Below are 20890 nucleotides of genomic sequence, written 5' to 3'. Positions count from 1 at the left end.
GTCCGCGTCGGGCCCGGCCGTCGTCGCCGGCCCGGCCGCCCGGACGGTCCGAACGGCCCGGTCCAGGGTGAATCGTCAGCCTTTCGGAGCCGCCCGGTCAGCCGACTGTGCCCACCCGTACCGCCACCGGCGGTCCGCCGAGAAGCCCTGCCCGGGCGGGGAGCCGCCGCCGGACGGCGGTCCCGCGCACGGTCCCGCGCACGGCCGCCGCCCCGCCGACGGAAGGCCGCCGGCCCCTGCGCCGGCCCCTGCGACAGGGCGCCCGAGGGTGCGAAACCGCCGGTCCGGACCCGGCTGCGGGCGGAAGGCGGTTGATTGCCGGTCGAGATCCGGTCGCCGGTCCCGGGCAGGGTTCATCCGGTTCCCCGGCAGGCCATGATGTGGACGCCACGAGGCGCACGGATGACGGAGTCGGATCATGACGCTTGGTCAGAATGACCCTCCAGGAGACGAGTTGACGAGTACCGGCGGTCTCGCCGGGGTCCGGTCCTGGGCTCTGGACGCGACGGGGCGGGCCGAGGCCCTGCTGCTGCCCGACCCGTCCGGGCCGCCCCGGCTGCGGCTGGACGACCCGGTGGCCCACGACCGGCTGATCGACGAACTCGACCGGCTGGAGGGGCTGCTGGCGCCGGACGAGCCGACCGGGCCGGTCCTGGCGGCACGGCTCGGCGGGCTGCTCGCGCAACGTCACCTGCGCGGGGGCGGGGCACCCGCCGACCGCCCCCACGCGCTGCGGCTGCTGCGCGAGGCACGGGCCCACCAGGTGCCGCTCACCGGCTGGGAGGCCCACCGGGCCGCGCTGTACCTCGTCATGCTGGTGATCCCCCACCCGGCCGGCCGGCCCGACGGCGGCACGGGGCACTTCTCCGCCCTGATCGGCTGGCAACGGGACAACCCCGGAGCCTTCGACCCGCGCGGGCCGGAGGTCACCGAGCTGCGGGGACTCCTGGACGACCTGCGCGACGTCCGGCTGATGCCTGAGCTGCGCGCGCAGTTGGACACCATGACCACGGTCCTCGGGCTGGCCCAGGGCGACACCGCCGACTTCGCCGCCGGTGTCGGGCCGCTGGTGGAGTCGCTGCCGGCGGACTTCCCCGGCCTCCAGCAGCTGCGCATGCTGATGAGTCTCATCCCGACCGTCCCGGCCCCGACCGCACCGACCCCGGCCGGACCGCTCGCCGAACCGACGCCCTCGGCCCCGGCGCCCGTTGCCCCGCCGCCCGCCGAGCCGTCACGGCCCCGGGTGCCGATCGACACGGAGACCGAACGCGAGGAGTTCGACCGGACCATGGCGATGACGCTCGCCATGGTGGAGATGTCGATGCCGGGCTCCCTCGCACCGGAGCAGCTCACCGAGCTGGCGCAGCAGCTCCGGCCCGGCCGAGCCCACGGCACCGGCGACCCCGCGGACGCGGCGCAGGACGCGCTGGCCTACGCCATGACCGTCCTGGTCCCCGCCCTGCAGCAGCGGGACCAGGGCCTGCTCTCCGACGCCCTCGGCTCGCTGCAACGGGCCGCCGACGGCCTGCCGCCCGGCAGCGACTGGCAGCAGCTGCTCGGCGCCATCGGCCCCGCCGTCCTGTCCGCCTCGCAGTACCTCGGCGGGAACCTGGTCGACGCCGAGGCGGCGGAGCGGCAGCTCACCGAGGTGCTGGGGCGACTCGGCGATCTGCCGCTCTCGTTCACGGCCCAGGTACGGGCCCTCGCGGCGTGCCAGCGGAGCCGCCGGTTCCAGCGCGCCGAGGACCGGGCGGGCGTCGCGTCCTGCATCGAGGAGCTCCGCGCCGTGCGGGAGGGCCTGTCCGGGGAGGACAGCGCGCTGGGAATCACGTTGCTGATGCTCGGATCGTCCTACCAGGACCTCTGGACGCTGACCCGCGACACGGAGACCCTGCGGACCGGAGCGCAGCTCATGGAGGAGGGCGCGCGCCTCCTGGACACCGGGCCGGGCAACGGCGGCCTGCTGGAGCCGCTGCGGGTCAACCTCTCGGCGATCCGCGCCGTGGTCGACGGCGACCCAGGGCTCATCCGCGCCCACCCGGGGCCGGAGTCGTCCGAGCATCCGCCCAGTCTGCTCAACGGTCGCGGACGGCGCCTGCCGCTCGACGCGTTCGTCAGCCACCTCCAGGCCGAACTCACCCGCTCCCGCGCCGACCAGGACCGTGCCGTCGAGGAGCTGGCGGCGGCCTGCCGCGACGCGGCGGACGGCGGCACCTGGCAGCACGCCGACCTCCTCTGGGCCCTGGCCGAGGCCCATCGCCGGCGCGGCGACGCCGGGGCGGGCGATCAGGCGTCCGCGGCGCAGGCCATGGTGGAGTCCTTCGAGGTCCTGACCGCCGACGTCCTGCTGGAGGTCGGCGCCGAGCACCGGCTGATGAAGGCCCGGGACGGGGCCTCGCGCGCCCTGGACGCGGCCTGGTGGGCCGGCTCCCAGGGGCAGGTCGAACGGGCGGTGACCATGCTGGAACTCGGCCGGTCGATGGTGCTGCAGGCGGCCGCCGCCTCGGCCGAGGTGCCCGAACTGCTGGCGGCGCGCGGCCACCGCGAGCTGGCGGACGCCTGGCGGCAGGCCGGGTCGGCGCAGGGCGGCGGCGCCGCGCAGCCGGTCCCGAGCCTGTTGCGGCGGCGGGCCCTGGACGCGCTCCGGGGCGGGCCGGGGTTGTTCGAGCCGCCGACCCCGGCGGAGCTGTCCGCCGGGCTGCGGCCGGGCGAGACCGACGCCCTGGTGTACCTGCTGCCGGGCGCGGAGGGGACGCCCGGCATGGCGGTCATCCTGGGGCCGGACCTCGAACCCGGGGTGCTCGCCCTGCCGCAGCTCGCCCTGGCCGGCCGCGCGCCGCTGGAGTCCTTCCTCGACGTGTCCGCGGAGCGCTCGCGGCTGCGCCGTACGGCCGCCCGGGCCGCCGAGACCGGCGCGACCGGCGAGGCGGACGCCGCCGCCCGGGCGCTCGACGCGCCCTGGGAGAAGGCCCTGACGGACCTGTGCGACTGGGCCTGGCCGGCCGTCGTCGGCCCGGTCCTCCTCGGCATCGCCGAGCGCCTGGAGGCCAACCCCGGCCGCCACCGGGGCCGCCCCGGGCCGCCCCGGTTCGTGCTGATCCCCTGCGGCAACCTCGGCGCCGTGCCCTGGCACGCCGCCAGGCTGCCCGAGGACGCCCGGCACCGCTACGCGTGCGAGATCATGGTGCTGTCGTACGCGGCCTCGGGCCGGGAGTTCCTGCGGGCGGCGGCCCGCGAACGGATCGCCCCCGGCGCCCGTCCGGTGCTGGTGGCCGACCCCCGGATGGACCTGACCCGGGCCGAGCTTGAGGTCCTCGCACTCCGCGACGGCTACTACCCGGATGCCGAACTCTACGGTGAGTACTACCAGTTGGACGGCGATCCGGCGGGCCTCGGGACCCCGGAGGACGTGCTCGCGCTGCTCCCCGGCGCGGGCGCCCCCCGGCCGCTCTCGCTGCTGCACATCGCCTCGCACGGTTCGGCGGGCGTCCGCCCGACGGTGTCCGCGCTCAACCTCGCCCCACCCGACCCGGCGCAGCCGCGCTCCCTCTCCACGCCGCCGTCCGACCTGTCCGACCCGTCCGCCCCGTCCACGAACGGGCCGACCGAGGCCCCCGACGCCGGGATGCTCACCGTGACCAGGCTGCTGGACCGGCCGGCCGCGACCGGCGCCGTCCGGGCCGGCCCGCTGGTGGTGCTGAGCGCCTGTGAGACGGACCTCTCCACCCGCGACCACGACGAGGCGCTGACCCTCGCCACGGCCTTCCTGGCGGCCGGCGCGAAGGACGTCGTCGGTTCGCGGTGGACCACCCGGGACGGCGCGTCCGCGCTGATGATGGCGGTCTTCCACCACCACGTGGCGGTCACCGGACTCAGCCCGGCCGACGCGCTGCGCGCGGCCCAGCTCTGGATGCTGGACCCGCGCCGCGAGCCGCCCGAGAGCCTCGGCGGGGAGCTGCGCCGTGAAGCCGCGCATCCCCACCTCGACCGGCTGCCGCTCTGGGCGGCCTTCATCCACCAGGGCCACCCGGGGGCCGCGGACCCGCCGCCGAACGCGACGGACGCACCCGACCCGACCGGCACGACCGGCACGACGACGGAACCGGAGGGGACGGAATGAACCCGGAGGAGCTGCTGGCGCTGATCCGCCGGCACTGGGCCGCGATACGGGCCGACCTGGACGACACCCAACACGGCGTGCTGGTGGCCCGGTTGAACAAGCTCGCCGGAACGCGGGGTGACGAGCGGGCCATCCGGAGGGCCTTCCACGGGGTCAAGCTCGCGCTGCTGCCGCTCCCGCTGGACCACCCGGTGCGCGCGGCGCTGGACTCCTCCCGGCTGGTCGCCGCCGATCCCCGGCCCACCGCCTCGCTGGCCCGGGAGCTGCTGGCCTGGCTGGCGGAGACCGACGCCGCGTCCGCGTTCACGGAGTCTGCCCTCGGTCTCCCCTCACCCGACTCCGGCCCCGACTCCGACTCCGGCCCCGGCCCCGGCCCCGGCCCCGGCCGTGATCACGGTCCCGTCCACGGACCCCCTCCGCACGCCGCGCCGCACGCTGCTCCGGACACCGCCGAGATCATCGCCACGGCGCAGCGCCGCCTGCTCGCCGAGCCCTCGCTCGGCCGCGCCGACCTGGACGCGCGCGGCCTGGACGCGCCCGCACTGGCCGGTGCCGGTCTGATCATCCGCCTGATCGACCAGGCGGGCGAACACCGCTACCCCGCCTTCCAGTTCGCCGGACCGGCCCCCGGCGCGGAGCCCGGCACCGGCCGCGGCCCGCTGCCGGTCGTCACGCGGATCAACCGGCTGCTGCTCGCCGAGGCGGACCCCTGGGGAGCTGCCGACTGGTGGCTCGCCGGCAACAGCTGGCTGGGAGGCACACCGGCCGCCCTGCTCGGACTGGTCTCGGACGAGCTGCTCACCGCGGCCGCCCTGTCCATGGTGGAGGGGGACTGATGCCCGCGTACCCCCCGCCCCGGGAGTCCGACGGCTTCCGGATGCGCCCGAACCTGCGGACCCTGCCGGCCGGCACCGAGCTGTGGCGCTGCCACCGGACGGGGCGTCCCGGTGCCGGGTTCAACCCGGTGCCGGCCGACTCCCACTTCGGCGGCAGCCGCTTCGACGGCACCGTGGCCGACCCCTACTCCTTCCTGTACGCCGCGCCCGAGCCGGCCACCGCGCTGGCCGAGGTGCTGCTGCGCGCGATGCCCTTCGACGCGGACACCGGGATGCGGCTGGTCCCCTACCGGGCCGTCGCACAGCGCTCGCTGACCGCGCTGCACACCACCGCCGACCTGTGCCTCGTCGAACTGATCACCGAGGAGGACCTCGCCGCCGTCTGCCAGGACTCCTGGCTCCTGGAGACCGAGGGCCCCGGGTACGCCCAGACGCGGCGCTGGGCCACGGAGCTGCGGTCGCGGGTGCCGGAGGCCCAGGGGCTGGTCTGGCAGTCCCGGCGGCACCGGCCCCGGCAGGCCCTGGTGCTGTTCGGCGACCGCTGCGGCGAGGAGTCGCTGAAGGGCGGCTCCGGGGTTACCCGTGAACTGGACACCACGGACGGGGTGACGGAGGTGAACCGGCTGTTCGCCCCGCTGCGGGCCGCGGTCGTACCGCCCCGGCCGCGCACCGAGGGCCTCGTCGACGCCGCCGGCCTCCACCGCGCCGTCAACGCCGTCGACGCCGTCACCACCGCGAACGGCGGCGGCCCGAACGGCGGCGCGCCCGGCGCCCGCGGTGCCTCGCGCGGCCCCGGGGCGGCGGAGGCGGTGGGCGCGCCATGACGACGGCCACCGGGGCGACGGGCACCCGGATCGGGTTCGGGAGCGGCTGGGACGAACGTCAGCCGGTCATCGTCCTGCTGGACACCTCCGCCTCCATGAACCGCCCCGCGCACGACCCGCCGATCGCGAGCCTCAACCGGGCCCTCACCCGTGGTTTCGACGCCGTCCGGGACCGGGACCGCCTGCGGTCCCGGGTGGAGGTCTGCCTGGTCGCGTTCGACTCGCGGGTGCGGGTCTTCGACATCGCGGCGGGTGCCTTCCGCCCGCCGGAGGAGGCCGACCGCGAGGCGCTGTTCAGCCCGCTGGACGGGCTGCGTCCGCCCGAGCTGACGGCCGGGGGCTACACCTGCATGGTTCCCGCCCTGCGGTTCGCCCTCGACCTGGCCCGCCGGCGCCGGCGCGACCTCTCGGTCCGGCAGGTGCCGGTGGTCCGGCCGCTGATCTGGCTGCTCACCGACGGCGCGCCGAGCGACGAGGCCGGGGCGAGGCTGGGCGCGGCGGAGATCGCGGCCACCGCCGAACAGCTGCGGCAGGCGGAGCACGACGACGAGTGCGTGCTCTTCGTGATCGGGGTGCGGGGGGCCGACCGGGAGGTGCTGGAGGTCCTCGCACCGCAGGCGACCCACCTGCTGGAGGACCTGGACTTCGGCCGGATCCTGGACATCGTGTTCCAGAGCTCGGACCGCACCGGCCACCTCAGGGCCACGGAGATCTCCGACCGGCTCAGGACGCACGCCGAGAACGCCCGCACCCTCGACAGCCTGGAAGGGGACCACCGGTGACCGCCGCGGCCCGGCGGGCGGCAGCCGGCGGCGGCGCGCCGATCGTGGCGGGCGCCGTGGTGCAGGGCACCGGGCACCTGGCGAGCGGACGCGGCTGCCAGGACGCGTTCAAGGCGGCGGCCGGGCACGGCGGCGACGGGCCCGCGACGACGGGGGGCCGGCCGCTCGTGCTGGCCGTCGCGGACGGCGCGGGCAGCCGCGACCGCAGCGCGCTCGGGGCGCACCTCGCGGTGGACGCGGCCTGCCGGCTGCTCGCGACCGACATCCCGCCCGCCGACGGCGACGCGGCGGTCTGGCGGGGCTGGATCGGCGAGCGCTCGGTGGCCGTGGTGGACGCGTACCTGCGGGCGGTGCGGGCCGTCCTCGCCGCCGACCACCCGGACCCCGCGGACGACGCGGGCACGGTGGGTGCCGCGGGCACGGTGGACTCAGCGCAGGCGGACGAGGGTGCGCTGGCCGCGACCCTGGTGGCGGCCGTGCTCCGGCCCCCGTGGGTGGCCTTCCTCGCCCTCGGCGACTGCTTCGCCACCGTCCTCACCCGCACCCGGCCCGGCGACGACGGCAACGGCGACCGGGGCCACGGCGGCCACGGCGAACGCTGCCGTCTGGTGCTGCCGCCGCGTACCCCGGCGGTCTTCCTCTCCACGCCCGGGGCCCGCGCGAGCGTCACCACCCTCGTCCTGCGGGAGCCCGACCTCAGCGGCGTCGTCCTGGCCACGGACGGCTGCGCGCCGCTCGCCCTGGACCACCCCTCGGTGCTCGGCCTCCCCGACGACCACGGCCCGCTCGCCGCACCGGACTTCTTCGGCCCGCTGGCCGCCCTGCTGCGCGCCAACGGCGGCGACGCCGAGCCGCTGCGAGCCCTGCTCTCCGGCCCGGCGGCGGCCCGCAGCGGCGACGACCTGACGGTGCTCTGCGCCCTGCGTCCGGACGGTGCCCGATGGCTCTGAAGGTGATGGCCGACGACGGCCGGCAGTGGTGGCTGACCGAACGGATCGGCCAGGGCGGCGAGGGCGTGGTCTACGCCGTGGACGACTCCCCCGCGCTGGTCGCCAAGCTCGTGCCGCGCCCGCCCGACCCCTCCGCGTACCGGGACCGGATCGAGCGGCTGGTACGGCGGCGGCGCGAGCCCCGCACCGTCCGGCTGCTCGCCGGCGCCGGCGGCGGGGTGGCCTGGCCCCGGGTCCCGGTCACCACGGCGCGCGGCGGGGTGCACGGCTATCTGATGGGCGATCTGCGCGGCCGGTACCGGCCGATGGAGGACCTGCTGTCGGAGTCCGGCCGTCGGACCCGGCTGCCGGACTCCACCTGGGAGACCGCCCTGCGGGCGGCGGCCGGACTGGCGGCGCTGCTGGCCGCCGTGCACGCGGAGGAGTACCTCGTCGGCGACCTCAAGCCGGACAACCTCTGGGTGGACGGGCACGGCGCGGTCGGGATGGCGGACGTCGACTCCTGGCAGTTCACGGACGGCGGGCGGGTGTTCGCCTGCCGGATGCGCACGGCCGGGTACACGGCGCCGGAGGCGGTGGCGGCCCCGGTGACCGCCCCGACCCGGGCGGGCGACGACTTCGTCCTGGCCGTCGTCGTGCACCAGTTGCTGATGGCCGGACTGCACCCGTTCGCCGGGCACCCCGGGCGGGGCGAACGGTACGTCTCGCTGGACGACAACCTGGCGCACGGACGCTGCCGGCTGACGGACCACCGGTCCGTCGCGTTGCGGGGGCCGCTGCCCCCGGCCGACCTGCTGCCCGGCCGGATCGCCGCGCTCCTGCGCGCCGCCTTCGGCCCCGCCGGGCGGGGCAGCCCCGGCAGCCGTCCGGCGGCGGCGGTCTGGGCCGCGGCCCTGGGCGCGGAGCTGGCGGACGGCAGGCTGCGCGGCTGCGCCGGGAACAGCCGCCACGTGTTCACGGTGGAGCGGCCGTGGTGTCCGTGGTGCGACCTGGCACGGCGCGGCGGCGAGGCGTACCCGGGCGCACCCGCCGGGGCGGCGCCGGACCGGCGGGCGTCCCGGGCGGCCAGGGCGGCGGACACCACGGGGAGGACCACATGACCGGGGCGGACCTGCGGCTGTCGGTGGCGCGCACCCTCGACCGGTGCTCCGTTCTGGGGCCGGGCCGCCGGGCGGTGCTGTGGGTGCAGGGCTGCCCGCTGCGCTGCCGGGGCTGCGTCGCGGCGGAGACGCTGCCGTTCACCGACGGGCCGGGCCTACCGGTGACCGAACTGGTCGACCGGATGGCCGGGTTGGCCGGGATCGAGGGGATCACGATCTCCGGCGGCGAGCCGTTCGCCCAGGCCGCGGCGCTGGTCGCGCTCCTCGACGGGCTGCGGGCGAAGCGGCCTGAGCTGTCCGCGATGGCGTACTCCGGCTTCCGCATCGAGACCCTGCGACGCGGCACCCCGGCGCAGCGGGACCTGCTGGGCCGGCTCGACCTGCTCGTCGACGGCCCGTACGTGGCGTCGCTCCACGCGGACCTGCGCTGGCGGGGGTCGTCCAACCAGCGTCTGCACCGGCTGTCGCCGCGCTACGCGGACCTGCCGGCGGATCCCGACACCGGTGCCGGGATCGAGTTCTCCGTCGGGCTCGACGGGTCGCTCTCCTGGGCCGGGGTGCCGGCGGTGCCGGGCTTCCGCGAGGAGCTGGAGCGGCGCGTGGAGGCCCGGGGCTTCGCCCTGCGCACCACGGCGGACCCACCGGACCGACCGGAACCACCGGACCGGCACGGCCGCCCGGACCCGCACGACCCGGGCCCGCACCGGCCGGGGCGGCCGGTCGGGGCCCCGAGCACCGAGGTCCCCCGGCACGGGGGCCGGCACACCGAAGGAGGGGGACAGTGAGCGGATCACCGATGTACAGCAGCGTCTCGGTCGGCGCCTCGCGGCTCGCCGCCGAGGCCGCGCAGCGGCGGCGGCAGGCCGAACGGCGCCGCCGGCTGGAGCAGGAGCGGGCCCGCGAGCGGGCGCGCCGCGCGGCGGCCAGGGCCAGGAGCCACGCCGAGGCGGAACGCCGCGCCGCCGCCAGGGCCAGGGCCCGTGCCGAGGCGGAGCGCCGGGAGCGGGAGCGCGTGGCGCAGGCCCTGGCGGAGGCCGAGCGCCGGACCGACGAGCGGCGACGGCTCCAGGAGGCCGAGCGGGCCGGGCAGGTGACGGCCGCACTGCGCGAGCAGGGGACGGCGGCGGCCCGCGGCCTGGACGAGGTGGCGGCCCTGCTGGACGCGGCGCGGTCGGCGGCCGACCCCCGCACCGTGAGCGAGCTGACCGGCCGGCTGGCCGACCTGCGGTCGCGCGCACTGCACCACCCGGACGCCGCGCTCGGTGCGGAGGTCGAGGAGCTGCGCGGCCGGGCCGTCGCGCTGCGACCGGGCGGTCAGGACCACGGCCGGCCCGCCGAGGCCGGCCACGAGTACCAGCTCGGCGCGCTGGAACGGCAGTTCACCATGCTCGCGGCGAACGGCGCGGACGTCGACGCGGCCGGCCGGCGCCGGTGCGCCGAGCTGCTGCACGACCTGCGCCGCGCCCTGATGGACGGTCAGACCCTGCGGGTGGAGGCGCTGATGGGCACGGCCGAGCACGAACTGGCCCGCCACGCGCTCGCCGTGCAGACCGCGCGGACCGCCGCCCTCGCCGAGGCCGCGAGCCGACAGGCGGACGAGCGGCACCGCAGGGCACAGGAACTCGCCGCCGAACGGCGGCGGGAGGCACAGCGGCGGGCCGCCGAACTGCAGCGCGAGGCGAAGGAGCAGACCGCCCGGCGGATCCGGGTGGAGGCCGAACGGCAGGCGGCGAGACTCGCCGCCGAGCTGGCGGAGGCGGTCGACCGGCTCGCCGTCGTCGAGCAGACCGCACGCGACGCCGCGCGGGACGCCGCCGACTTCGGGGAGACCGAGCTGCAGGGCAGGCTCCTCGCCGCCGTGCACCGGGTGGCCGGCGCGATCGACTCCTCGTGGGGCGGGGCCGCGCTGACCGCCGTCGCGGAGCTGGAGCGGCTGCTGCCCGAGGCGGAGGCCCGGCTGGACGAACTGCTGCTGGCGTTCGAGCGGCGCGCCGCGCTGGCAGGGGTGCTGAAGGAGGCGATGGCCGGCGAGGGGCTGGCGTTCTCCGGCGGTGGCGACCTGGGGCAGGAGTTCGTGCTGATCTTCGAGCGGCCGAACGGCGCCCGGTACGAGACGAGCGTCAGCAGCGCCACCGACGGCACCGCCGTGCTCAGCTACACGGTGGAGGGCGAGTCGGACGTCGTCGTGGTGCCCGAGCGCGGCGAGGTGACCTGCGACCGGACCGAGGCGCTGCTGGACCGGGTGCACGAGGCGATGGGCGAGGAGGGCTACCACCCGGGCGAGCTGGACTGGGACGGCAAGCCGCCGCGCGGCGGCGTCGCGCGGCCGGGCGGCGGTGCGTCGGCCCGCCCCTTCGGCACCGACCACAGCTCGCACCGCGGCACCTCGCGCAACGGGGCGAACGGCACCACGGGCGGCACCACGGGCGGCACCGCGTGAACGCCCGCGAGGAGGCCGGGGCCGACCGGACCGGCAGCCGGAGCGTGGCCCGGGAGGAGGCGCCGCTCTGGGCGGCCGCGCTGCGCTGGGAGCTCTGGCGCGGCCGTCAGGTGATCCTCACCGGGCAGGTCAGGGACCGCTGGTGGTGGCGGGGCAGGCCGGTCCCGTTCCGCACCGTACTGGCCCACGCCCTGCACGGCTGCGGCGCCGACACGGTGGCCTGGTGGGACCCGGTGGGTGGCCTCGCCTTCCCGCTCGACGGCGATCAGGAGCGTTACGCCGCACTGGACCAGCGGTCGTCCGAGAGGACGTCCGCCGCACGGCCCGTCACAGGGGAGCGGGCCGCGCACCCCGTCCCGGAGGCCACCCGGCCTCCGGGACGGGCCCCCGGGGGCGCCGACGACCCGGCGCGGGTCCCGGCCCCGGGCGGGGCCCTCGCCGAGGAGAACCCGACCCGGCGCGGCGGGCTCCGCCAGGTGGCCTCGGACGAACTGTTCACCGCCCGGCCGGCCCGCCGGCTGGCCTCGGTGGACGACGCGCTGGCCGAGGCCCACCGCCGGGCGGCCTCCCCCCGGGCTGCCACCGCCTTCGTGTTCGAGGACATCGACCTCGCCCTGCCGCTGAACGAGGCCTCGTCCGTCCAGGGCTACCTGCACCTGCGCGCCGCCATGGCGGACGCCGCCACCCCGCTGCCCCCCGCCGTCGGCGGCGACGGCGCCGGCCCGCACACGGACCGCGCCGGCGCCGAGGTGCCGCCGCGCGCCCGCAACGCCGTGGTCGCCGTCGTCGGTGACCTCTCCCGCGTGCCCGCCTGGCTGTACCGGGAGGACCCGCGCACGGTGGTCCTGCACATCGGTCCGCCCGACCAGGCGGAGCGCCGCCGCTGGTTCGCCATGATCGGCGGGGAGTTCAACGGCGGTGCGGACGCCGGCCCGGCGGAGTTCGAGGCGCTGGTCGGGGCCACCGACGGCATGGCGGGCTGGGAGCTGGACGCGCTCGCCAGGACCTCGCACATCCGCCGCGTCCCGGTCCACCAACCCGGCCGGCTGCTGGAACGCCACCGCATCAACCTCAACGTCGACCCCTGGAGCCAGATCGACCGCCGCACCGTCGCCGAGGCGGCCGGGGAACTCGGCGCCCGGGTGATCGGGCAGCGGACCGCCGTCGACGCGGTGGTGGGCGCCCTCCAGGCGGCCTACGTCGGCGTCGGCTTCGGCGGCTCGGGGGCGGCCCGGCCCCGTGGTTCGTTCTTCTTCGTCGGCCCGACCGGCGTCGGCAAGACCGAACTCGCCAAGTCGGTGGCCCAACTGATCTTCGGTGACCCGAGCGCCTACGCGCGCTTCGACATGAGCGAGTACCAGCAGGAGCACGCGGCCGAGCGGCTGGCCGGCGCACCGCCCGGCTTCATCGGCTACGACCAGGGCGGCGAACTCACCCGGCGGGTACGGGAGCGGCCGTTCAGCGTGCTGCTCTTCGACGAGATCGAGAAGGCCCACCCGGCGGTGCTGGACAAGTTCCTGCAGATCCTGGAGGACGGCCGGCTCACGGACGGGCAGGGCCGGACGGCGTACTTCTCGCAGAGTCTGATCATCTTCACCTCCAACACCGGCGCGGGCGGGCTCCCGGCCCTGCTGGCCGAGCACGGCGGCGACCTGCCGTACGAGGTGCTCCACCGCCACTTCACCGCCGCGGTCGAGGAGAAGTTCCGGGCGATCGGCCGCCCCGAGATCTACGGCCGGCTCAAGCCCGGCGTGGTGGTCTTCGACATGCTGCGCACCGAGCACGTGGTCGGCATCGCGGACCGGCTGCTCGGCCAGCTCGCCGAATCGCTGCACGAACGCCACGGCGTGGAGCTGGTCCACGACCCGGCGAGCATCCGGCCCTGGATCACCGGACGGATGGCCGACCCCGAGCGGCAGGCCTACGGCGGGCGGCAGATCCGCAACGAGTTCGAGCCCGTGCTGGGCGCCGTGGTCCGGCACGTCATCGGGCACGCGCCGCCGAGGGGGAGCCGGATCCGGCTGGGCATCGCCGAGGACGGCACGGTGTGCGTGACACCCGACGCCGTCAAGGGCGCGGACGGGGGGACGGGCTGATGCACGGCATCGACCTGGGCGACAGCTACGCCCGCATCGCCTGGCCGGGCCCCGACGGAGTCCCGGTGGTCACCGGCGCCACCGACGTCCCGGCCACCGTCGACGTCACCGGGCCGGACGGCCCCCGGCTCGTGAGGGCGGCCGGTGCCGGATCGGCCCGCGCCCCGCTCTTCGCGGCCACCCACGACCCCTTCGCCGCCGACCCGTTCGGCACCGACCCGTTCGCCGCGGGCCCGTTCGCCGCGGGCCTGCGGGGAGGTCCGGACGGCCCGCACCGCTCCGGGGCCTCGGGCGACCTCCGCCCGGAGGCTCTCACCGCCCTCGTCCTGTCCGCCCTCGCCCGGCGCAGCCGGGAGTGCGGCGGCGGCGAGCCGGCGGAGGTGGCGCTCGCGCTGCCCCCCGCCGGAGGCAGCGAACCGGCCCTGCGGCGGGCCGCCGAACACGCCGGGCTGCGGGTCGGCCGGGTGCTGCCGGAGCCGGTGGCCACGGCCCTGCACTACGGCGCGGTCCGCGAGGGCGTCGCCCTCTCCGTCCTGGTGTACGACCAGGGCGCCACCGGCTCCGACCTGACGCTGCTGGCCGTCGACGGCGACCGCACCGTCCGCGTCCTGGAGACGGTCTCGCACCCGCTCGGCGGCGACCACTGGGACGAGGCCGTCGCCGGGGAGCTGCTGCGCCGGCTCGGCTCCCCCGGCGGGCCGGTCGGGCCGCTGCTCCCGGTCGCCGAGCGGCTCCGGCTCGCGCTCGGCGAGGCGCCGGAAGCGTGGCAGCGGGTGCACTGGGAGGGCGCGGACCGCGAGGTCGCCCTCGACCGGGAGACCCTGGCCCGGCTGGTCGAACCGCTGCGCGAGGCGAGCGGCACGGTGGTCGGGAGGCTGCTGGACACCGTCCAGGAGCGCGGCGGGGACGTCCCGGGCACCCTGCTGCTGGCCGGTGGTCTGAGCGCGACGCCGGGGGCGGCCGGGTGGTTCGAGGAGCGGTTCGGGCTCACCGTCCGTGCCCGGACGCCGGGGGCCGCGGTGGCGAGCGGGCTCGCGCTGACCGGGGAGTTCGGCCTGCTCCGGGTGTTCACCGGTGACCCGGCCGCCCGGCCGCGACCCGGCGGCCACGACCCCGACCCCTACGACCGGAGCGGCGCGAACGACCGGAACGGCGGGTACGGCGGGTACGGCGGGGGGCCGGGGGAACCGGCGGCCCGGCCCGGGGTGGAGGACCCGTACCCGGGGAAGCCGGGCCCCGAGGAGGCCCCGGTCGGGGACGACCGGGCCGGCGCGCCCGGGGCACCGTCCGGGGTGCGGACCGCTCCGCCCCCGGACTACGGCCGTCCCGGCGCCGACCCCGCGTCCGGTCCGGACGAGCCGGTGCCGCAGCCCCGGACGTCCCGGACACCCGAGCCGGACGGGACGGACATGACAGACATGACGGACTGGACGGACAGCCCGTACGGGGCGGACGGCCCGTACGGGGCGGACGGCCCGTACGACGCGGACGGACCGTACGACGCGGACGGACCGTACGACGCGGACGGACCCGAGGAACCGCCTCCGCCGCCCGGCCCCGCCCCCACCGCCCCGACCGCTCCGACCGCCGCCGAGACCGCCGGGGTCACCGGGGCCACCGGCCGGGCCCTCCATCCCGTCCCGGTCGGCCGGCTGCGCGCCACCCGCCGGGACGACCACCTCCTGATCGTCTGGGCCTGGCCCCCCGACGGCCGTGAGGCCCGCGTGCGCTGGACACTGGACCTCCCCGACCCCGGCGGCCTCCCCCGGGCCGGGGACGTCCGCTGCGGACGCCGGTCCTACCAGCACGACGGCGGCCTCGACCTGCGGGTGGGGCGCGGCGCCGTCACCGTCACCGTGGAGGCGTTCACCCCCCACCCCGCCGACCCGCTCGCCGAGCCGTCGGCGCTGATCCTGCCCGCCCGGCCGCCGCTGGTCCGCTACGAGGCGGTGGTCAGGCGCGGTCTGCGCGGCCGGACCGCCCGGCTGACCTTCGTCACGGACACCGCCTGCGAACTGCCCGCCCTCCAGGTGGTGCACGGTCGCGGCCGGATCTGCCCCGCCGAGGCCACCGACGGGACGGTGCTGCGCGAACTGCCCGCCCGCCGGCTGGACGCCCGGATCCCGTTCACCGTCGAACTGCCCTTCCCCGCCACCCGGGGCACCTCCTGGCTGGTCTGTCTGCCGCTCACCCGGGACGACCCGGCCGCCGAGCTGCGTCCGGCCTCCCTGCACCGACTGAAGGTGAGCTGAATGGCCGCCGGACTGGCCTGCCCCTACTGCTACGAGTCCTTCACCGCCCGCGAGATCTGGTTCCGGTGCAGCGGCCGGCCCGGCCGGACCGGCCGGCGCTGCGCCTTCGAGCGCGACCCGGTGCTCGCCGAACGAACCGGCCGGCGCGGCGACGTCGGCCCGGCCTTCCGGGCCGACGGGCGGAAGTCCTCCGCCGTCTGCCCGGGCTGCGAGGGCGACACGACCTACCGGATCTGCCCGGTCTGCCGCAGCACCCTGCCGGTCCAGTTCGGCGCGGTCGGCCACCGGCTGATCGCCATGGTCGGCGCCAAGGCCTCCGGCAAGACGGTCTACATGACGGTGCTGCTGCACGAACTGATGAACCGGGTCGGCGCCGGGCTCGGGACGGCACTGATGGCCTCGGACGACGCGACGATACGCCGGTTCGGCAGCGACTACGAGGAGCAGCTGTACCGGCACGGCCGGCTGTTCCACGGCACGAGGACCGCCGCGGCCAACGACGGGCGGGTGGAGCCGCTGGTGTTCCGGTTCAGCCGCAGCCGCGGACGGCTGTACCGGTCCCGGCCGCAGCACAGCGTGCTGTCCTTCTTCGACACCGCGGGCGAGGACTTCAACTCGCGGGAGAACGTCGAACTGAACACCCGCTACCTGGCCAGTGCCGACGGCGTCATCCTGGTCCTCGACCCGTTGCAGATGCCCGGAGCGCGCCCGCTGGCCCGGCCCGGCACCGTGTTGCCGGGGTCCGAGGGGGTCGACGAGCCGGTCAACGTGCTCAGCCGGGTAACGAACATGCTGATGGCCCGCCAGCAGGGCTCCTCCGGGCGGATCACCACCCCGCTCGCGGTGGTCTTCGCCAAGCTCGACGCCTTCTGGGACACCTTCGATCCCGGCAGCCCGCTGCGCAGCCACCCGCCGGCCGGGGACCGCTTCGACACGGCCGACAGCCTGGACGTCCACGAGGAGGTCCGCCGGCTGCTCAGGGAGTGGGAGGGCGTGCGGATCGACCAGGACCTGGAGAACCACTACCGGCGCTACCGCTACTTCGGGGTCTCCGCGCTGGGCGCCGGACCGACCCCGGACGCGCTGGTGGCGCCCACCGGCATCCAGCCCTACCGGGTCGCCGACCCGCTGCTGTGGCTGCTCAGCGAGTTCGGGGCCGTGCCCCGCCGGGGGCGGGGGTGACATGCCGTTCCAGCAGCTCTACTACACCTCGTGCGAGCAGGGCCTGAGCGGCTTCGCCGGCTACCAGTTCAACGCCGTCAGCGCGGACGTCTCCGCCGGGACGATGCGCGAGGTGGAGGCCCTCACCGCGTACGAGCCGCCGGCCTCGCTGCTGTACGCGCAGGCTCCGGAGGAGCTGGCCCGGTGCCCGGTGAACCTGGTGTTCGTCCCCGGGGCGACGGCCCTGGCGGCCCGGGTCCAGTACGTCGGACGGGACTCCTCCCAGCGCTTCGGCAACTACTTCGCCCATGCCCTGACCAGCCCCGACTTCGCCCGGGACGCCGGCGGCCTGCTCGGCATCGAGCTCTGGGGCTCGCCGGTCTGGTCGTCCCGACCGGCCGACCGGACCAGGCTCCCGGCCCTGGACGCCCGGCCCGGCGCCGGCCCGCTCACACCGCGCTCGGTCGGCCGTTTCCTGGCCTCCCACCCGCACGCCGCGCTGCTGCCCGCCCTGCTGGAGGCCGCCCGGGCCGCGCTGGCCGAGGACCGGTCGGTGCTCGTGGTGGACACCGGAACCGACCGGATCGCGCACTGGTTCGCCGCGGTCTGCTTCCTGCTCCCGCCCCCGCTCGCCCGGCGGCTCTCCTTCGCCACCTACCTGCACCGGCCCGGGCGCGGCCGGCTGCACCTGATCGGGAGCCTCCCCGAGAACCGGATCGACCTGGGGCCCGACGACCAGGACGTCTACTACCTGTTCGACTTCGTCCGGGGTCTGGTCCCCGCGCTGCCCGTGCACCCGCTGACCGGGCTGCTGGCCCGGGTCGGCCCGTCCTCCGCCCGGGCCTTCTGGTCCTGGGCCGACGACTACCTGAGCGGCCGCGAACGCACCGCCGAGGACTGGCACGGCCCGGCGGCGGCCGCGGCGACGGCCGGCGGCACCCCCCTCACCCCGGCCGACCTCGTCGCGCTGATCGCCTGGCTGACCGGCCCCGAGCCGCCGCCGGCTCCCGCGCTCACCGCCGCGGTCCGCGACGTCCACCGCCAGTACCGCCTGGACCGTGAGCAGTTGAGGGCGCTCGGCCGGGCCGCCGCCCGCGGCGACGACCGGGAACTCGCCGAGCAGCTGCTGGACGAGGTCCACGAGTCCGACATGCTCCGCTGCGAGGAGGGCGACGGGCAGGCCCTCCCGCCGGTCGGGTTCACCGACCCCGTCCGGCGCGCACGGGTCACCGGGCGGTGGCTGGACCGGTTCCGGCGCGCCGACGCCGCCGGGGCGCTGCGCCTGCTCGGGTGGGCGTCCGCCGCCGGCCTGCGCCCGCCGTCCGGCGAACTCGTCCGGCGCAGCGCCGAGCTCACCTCGGAGCTGCTGGGGGCGACCGTCACCGGCCGGCCGTTCCGGGGGCTGGAGGAGCTGCTGACGACCGCCGCCCGCCAGTGGCCGGAGTTCCGGCAGGGCCTGGTGCACACCCTCGGCGTGCTGGCGGAATCGCAGCGGGGCCAGCTCCCCGACCTCCTCCTCGGCCTGCCGCCGGGCCTGCTGCGCGAGGAGGACGTGGCCGGCCACGCCCGGCTCCTGGAGCACTTCCTGGTGGCCCGGGCCCACCGGAGCCCGGAGCTCGCCGTCGCCACCCTGCGGCGGGTCGTCGCCCTGCGGGGCCCGGACGTCCCGCTCGACCTGTCGCTGCTGCACCGCCTCTGGCCGCCCCGCACGTACTGGTCGTACGCCGAGGCGCTCGCCGCCGTCCCGGCGCTGCCGCCCGGGCTGCCCTGGGAGGAGGGGGCCCGCCGGTGGCTCGGCCGGAGCCTGATCCGGGAGATCACCGACGACGCCGGCCTCGACGACTGCCTGCGCCTGTACGAGCTGCTCGCCGACCCGCCCCGGTCCGGCTGGCCGGACCCCGACAGCGCCGCGTGCGTCGCCCGCGCCCTGGAGGTCCGCGACCGCCTGGACCGCGCGAGGACGGCCGATCAACTCGCCGAGGTGCTGGACGACCTGCCGCCGGTGCGCTGGCCGCCGGCCCGGGCGCTGCTGCTCCGGCGGCTCCCCCGGGGGCTGGCCGAGCGGCCGGTCGTCCGGCCCGACCGGCTGGCCCAACGCCTGCACCTCCTGACCCGGTTGTCGGACGGGGCCGCGCGGGCCTACCTGCAACGGATCCGCACCGAGGCCGCCCGGGTCGGCCGGTCGGGCCCGCCCTCCGACACCCTGCTCGGGCACCTGGCCGCCGCCGCCGGCTACCTGGCGCACCACCGCCCGCCCGGCGCCCAGCTGGACCTGATCGTCGCCGCCCTGCACCACGCCCGGGAGCACTGGCCGCCGGACGAGACCGACCGCCTGGCGCGGGCGCTGCGCCCGTACGCCCCCGCCGAGGCCGACCTGCTGGAGCGGCGGTCGGCCGAGCGCCGGTCGACCGCCGTGGGGCGGGTCCTGCGGTGGATGGCGTCCCCGCTCGGGACCGCCCGCCGGACGCCGGCCGACGGCGGCTCCCGCCCCGGCGGCCCGGCGGCGGCCGACCCGGCTCCGCCCGCCGCCGCCGCACCGCGGGTCCCGCCCGTCACGCCCCCCGAACCGCGGCGGCCCGGGGCGGCGGAGTGAACGCGCTGACGGAACTCGTGACGGTCCTCTTCGACCTGCTCGTCCCCCTCGTCCGCTTCCTCGTCCGCCTCGCGGTCTCCCTGGTGCTGGCCCCGCTCGTCGCAGCCGCCCGCGCCCTGCGGCTGCTGGACCAGCTGCTCCGGTCGTACGGCCGGGTGCTGGTGGACGTGCTGCGCCGCAGCGATCCCCAGTACCAGACCCTCCCCGTCCACCGCCCGCAGGACGAGCCGCAGCCCGCCCACCGCGCCTACGCCTTCGGCCCCGCCCGGCGGGACCTGCGGCTGGTCGCCGTCCACGGCCGGCGGGTGCACCGCCGCCGGACGGCCGACGCCCTGCGGGCCGTCACCGACGAGCTGCGGATCGGCCGGGACGTCCTCCTCGCCCTCGCCGGCTACACCGGCGCCCTGTCCGCCGCCCTGGTCACGCTCCCGCTGCTCGCCGCGGCGCTGCTGGTGCACGCCCTGGTGGTGCTGGCCCTCGGGACCGGCGGCGGGCTCGCCGTCCTCGTCCTCACCGGCCTCGACCACGCGGCCCTCGGCGCCCGGCGGCTGCGGCAGGGCGTGCTCTGCCCGCACTGCTTCGAGCGGGTGCGCCGCCCCGCGTACGAGTGCTCCCGCCCCACCTGCCGCCGGCGCCACAGCGACCTGAGGCCCGGCCGGTACGGCATCCTCCGCCGCCGCTGCCAGTGCGACGAACGGCTGCCCACCACGCTGCCGGCCGGCCGCTACCGGCTGCCCGGGTACTGCACCCACCCGCACTGCGGCCGGCTGCTGAGCACCGAGACCGGCCGGCTCGCCGAACACGCGCTGCCGCTCATCGGAGGCCGGGCCGCCGGCAAGACCCAGCTGATGGCCGCCATGCTCACCGTCCTCCGGCGGACCGACCCCGACGGACGGGCCCACGCCCGGTTCGCCGACGAGGAGACGGCGGAACGCTACCGGCTGCAGCGCGAGGTGCTGGAGATCCGCGGCCACCCCCGCAGCACCCCGCGGGCCCGGCACCGGGCCCACTCCGTCCTCCTGGACCGGGCCCGGCCCCCGCGCCTGCTGCACCTCTTCGACACCGCGGGCGAACACTTCGTCAGCCGCGAGGACACCGACGCCCTCCGGTACGCGCGTGCCGCCCGCACCTTCCTGTTCGTCCTCGACCCGCTCGCCGTACCGGACTTCTGGGAGCTCCTCGACCCCGACCGGCAGGCCCGGCTGGACCGCACCCTCGCCTCCAGCGTCCCGCCGCAGCCCGTCTTCGACCAGGCCGTCCAGGCGATCCTGGCGATGGGGGTCCCGCTGCACCGCTCGCGGCTGGCCGTCGCCATCAGCAAGACCGACCTGCTGGACGGGACCGGGCTGCTGGAGGAGACCGGGCCGCCGAGCGGGACCGGGCCGCCGGGCGGGACCGGGCCGTTCGACGGACGGCCCGTGCCCGGCGCCGGTGTCCGGGACAGCGACCGCGCGGCGGAGTGGCTCGAACGGGCGCTCGGGCTGGGAAACCTGGTCCAGGCGATGCGCAACGAGTTCGGCGAGGCGCGGTTCTTCTTCACCGCCGCCGTCCTCACCGAGGACGGGTCGGTCCACCCGAGCGTCGCCCCGCTGCTGGACTGGTGCCTCGCCGACGGGCGCCGGGCGCGGGCCCGGGCGCGGGCCGCCGCGGCGGCCGTCCGGCCCCGGAGCGACGCCCGCACCGCCTCCCCGGGGGCGCGTGCGACCTGACGATCCGGCTTGTGAACCCCCCTGCTC

The 20890-nt window shown here is 77.4% G+C and carries 13 protein-coding genes; all 13 read left to right on the top strand.

Annotated features, from left to right (window positions below; genetic code table 11):
* The first annotated feature begins 454 nt into the window (after nt 1-454).
* Genes ACFWIC_RS27385 through ACFWIC_RS27325 form a run of 13 tightly spaced genes read left to right on the top strand, consistent with a single transcriptional unit; the run spans nt 455 to nt 20863 of the window.
* On the top strand, nt 455-4120 hold the full coding sequence (locus ACFWIC_RS27385; RefSeq protein ID WP_380520243.1) for a CHAT domain-containing protein: 3666 nt from the start codon (nt 455-457) through the stop codon (nt 4118-4120).
* Nucleotides 4117-4956 carry a hypothetical protein gene (locus tag ACFWIC_RS27380; protein WP_380520242.1) on the top strand — a complete coding sequence of 280 codons (840 nt, stop codon included), beginning with the start codon at nt 4117-4119 and terminating at the stop codon, nt 4954-4956. The genes ACFWIC_RS27385 and ACFWIC_RS27380 overlap by 4 nt, the downstream gene beginning before the upstream one ends.
* Nucleotides 4956-5780 carry an RES family NAD+ phosphorylase gene (locus tag ACFWIC_RS27375; RefSeq protein WP_380520241.1) on the top strand — a complete coding sequence of 275 codons (825 nt, stop codon included), beginning with the start codon at nt 4956-4958 and terminating at the stop codon, nt 5778-5780. The genes ACFWIC_RS27380 and ACFWIC_RS27375 overlap by 1 nt, the downstream gene beginning before the upstream one ends.
* Entirely contained in the window at nt 5777-6562 is a 786-nt protein-coding gene (locus ACFWIC_RS27370; protein ID WP_380520240.1) for a VWA domain-containing protein, read from the top strand. The genes ACFWIC_RS27375 and ACFWIC_RS27370 overlap by 4 nt, the downstream gene beginning before the upstream one ends.
* Nucleotides 6559-7512, top strand: coding sequence for a protein phosphatase 2C domain-containing protein (locus ACFWIC_RS27365; RefSeq protein WP_380520239.1), 954 nt, complete (start codon nt 6559-6561; stop codon nt 7510-7512). Before ACFWIC_RS27370 ends, ACFWIC_RS27365 begins: the two co-directional genes overlap by 4 nt.
* Nucleotides 7503-8612 (top strand): hypothetical protein, encoded by a 1110-nt coding sequence (locus ACFWIC_RS27360; protein ID WP_329951335.1) that lies wholly within the window; start codon nt 7503-7505, stop codon nt 8610-8612. The genes ACFWIC_RS27365 and ACFWIC_RS27360 overlap by 10 nt, the downstream gene beginning before the upstream one ends.
* Nucleotides 8609-9397: a 4Fe-4S single cluster domain-containing protein gene (locus tag ACFWIC_RS27355; RefSeq protein ID WP_380520238.1), complete on the top strand. Its 789-nt coding sequence runs from the start codon at nt 8609-8611 to the stop codon at nt 9395-9397. The genes ACFWIC_RS27360 and ACFWIC_RS27355 overlap by 4 nt, the downstream gene beginning before the upstream one ends.
* Nucleotides 9394-11052: a hypothetical protein gene (locus tag ACFWIC_RS27350; protein ID WP_380520237.1), complete on the top strand. Its 1659-nt coding sequence runs from the start codon at nt 9394-9396 to the stop codon at nt 11050-11052. Before ACFWIC_RS27355 ends, ACFWIC_RS27350 begins: the two co-directional genes overlap by 4 nt.
* Nucleotides 11049-13148, top strand: coding sequence for an AAA family ATPase (locus ACFWIC_RS27345; RefSeq protein ID WP_380520236.1), 2100 nt, complete (start codon nt 11049-11051; stop codon nt 13146-13148). The genes ACFWIC_RS27350 and ACFWIC_RS27345 overlap by 4 nt, the downstream gene beginning before the upstream one ends.
* Entirely contained in the window at nt 13148-15400 is a 2253-nt protein-coding gene (locus ACFWIC_RS27340; protein ID WP_380520235.1) for an Hsp70 family protein, read from the top strand. Before ACFWIC_RS27345 ends, ACFWIC_RS27340 begins: the two co-directional genes overlap by 1 nt.
* The gene (locus tag ACFWIC_RS27335; RefSeq protein ID WP_380354037.1) at nt 15401-16582 is read left to right on the top strand and encodes a hypothetical protein; all 1182 of its coding nucleotides are present in this window, start codon (nt 15401-15403) and stop codon (nt 16580-16582) included. It abuts the gene before it with no gap.
* A 1-nt stretch (nt 16583) separates the two neighbouring features.
* Nucleotides 16584-19154 carry a GTPase-associated protein 1-related protein gene (locus ACFWIC_RS27330; RefSeq protein ID WP_380520234.1) on the top strand — a complete coding sequence of 857 codons (2571 nt, stop codon included), beginning with the start codon at nt 16584-16586 and terminating at the stop codon, nt 19152-19154.
* Nucleotides 19151-20863, top strand: a complete 1713-nt coding sequence (locus ACFWIC_RS27325) for a hypothetical protein (protein ID WP_380520233.1) — start codon at nt 19151-19153, stop codon at nt 20861-20863. Before ACFWIC_RS27330 ends, ACFWIC_RS27325 begins: the two co-directional genes overlap by 4 nt.
* Nucleotides 20864-20890: the final 27 nt, after the last annotated feature.

Source organism: Kitasatospora sp. NPDC127035, from assembly GCF_042726075.1.
Lineage (GTDB): Bacteria > Actinomycetota > Actinomycetes > Streptomycetales > Streptomycetaceae > Kitasatospora.
The sequence above is the reverse complement of the archived record's forward strand: the minus strand, read 5'-3'. Positions and strand labels throughout refer to the sequence as shown.

Excerpts from the sequence above, each read along its gene's own strand:
- ACFWIC_RS27375 (WP_380520241.1), top strand. The coding sequence starts at position 4,956 with ATGCCCGCGTACCCCCCGCCCCGGGAGTCCGACGGCTTCCGGATGCGC.
- ACFWIC_RS27360 (WP_329951335.1), top strand. The coding sequence starts at position 7,503 with ATGGCTCTGAAGGTGATGGCCGACGACGGCCGGCAGTGGTGGCTGACC.
- ACFWIC_RS27340 (WP_380520235.1), top strand. The coding sequence starts at position 13,148 with ATGCACGGCATCGACCTGGGCGACAGCTACGCCCGCATCGCCTGGCCG.
- ACFWIC_RS27380 (WP_380520242.1), top strand. The coding sequence starts at position 4,117 with ATGAACCCGGAGGAGCTGCTGGCGCTGATCCGCCGGCACTGGGCCGCG.
- ACFWIC_RS27330 (WP_380520234.1), top strand. The coding sequence starts at position 16,584 with ATGCCGTTCCAGCAGCTCTACTACACCTCGTGCGAGCAGGGCCTGAGC.
- ACFWIC_RS27335 (WP_380354037.1), top strand. The coding sequence starts at position 15,401 with ATGGCCGCCGGACTGGCCTGCCCCTACTGCTACGAGTCCTTCACCGCC.
- ACFWIC_RS27355 (WP_380520238.1), top strand. The coding sequence starts at position 8,609 with ATGACCGGGGCGGACCTGCGGCTGTCGGTGGCGCGCACCCTCGACCGG.
- ACFWIC_RS27370 (WP_380520240.1), top strand. The coding sequence starts at position 5,777 with ATGACGACGGCCACCGGGGCGACGGGCACCCGGATCGGGTTCGGGAGC.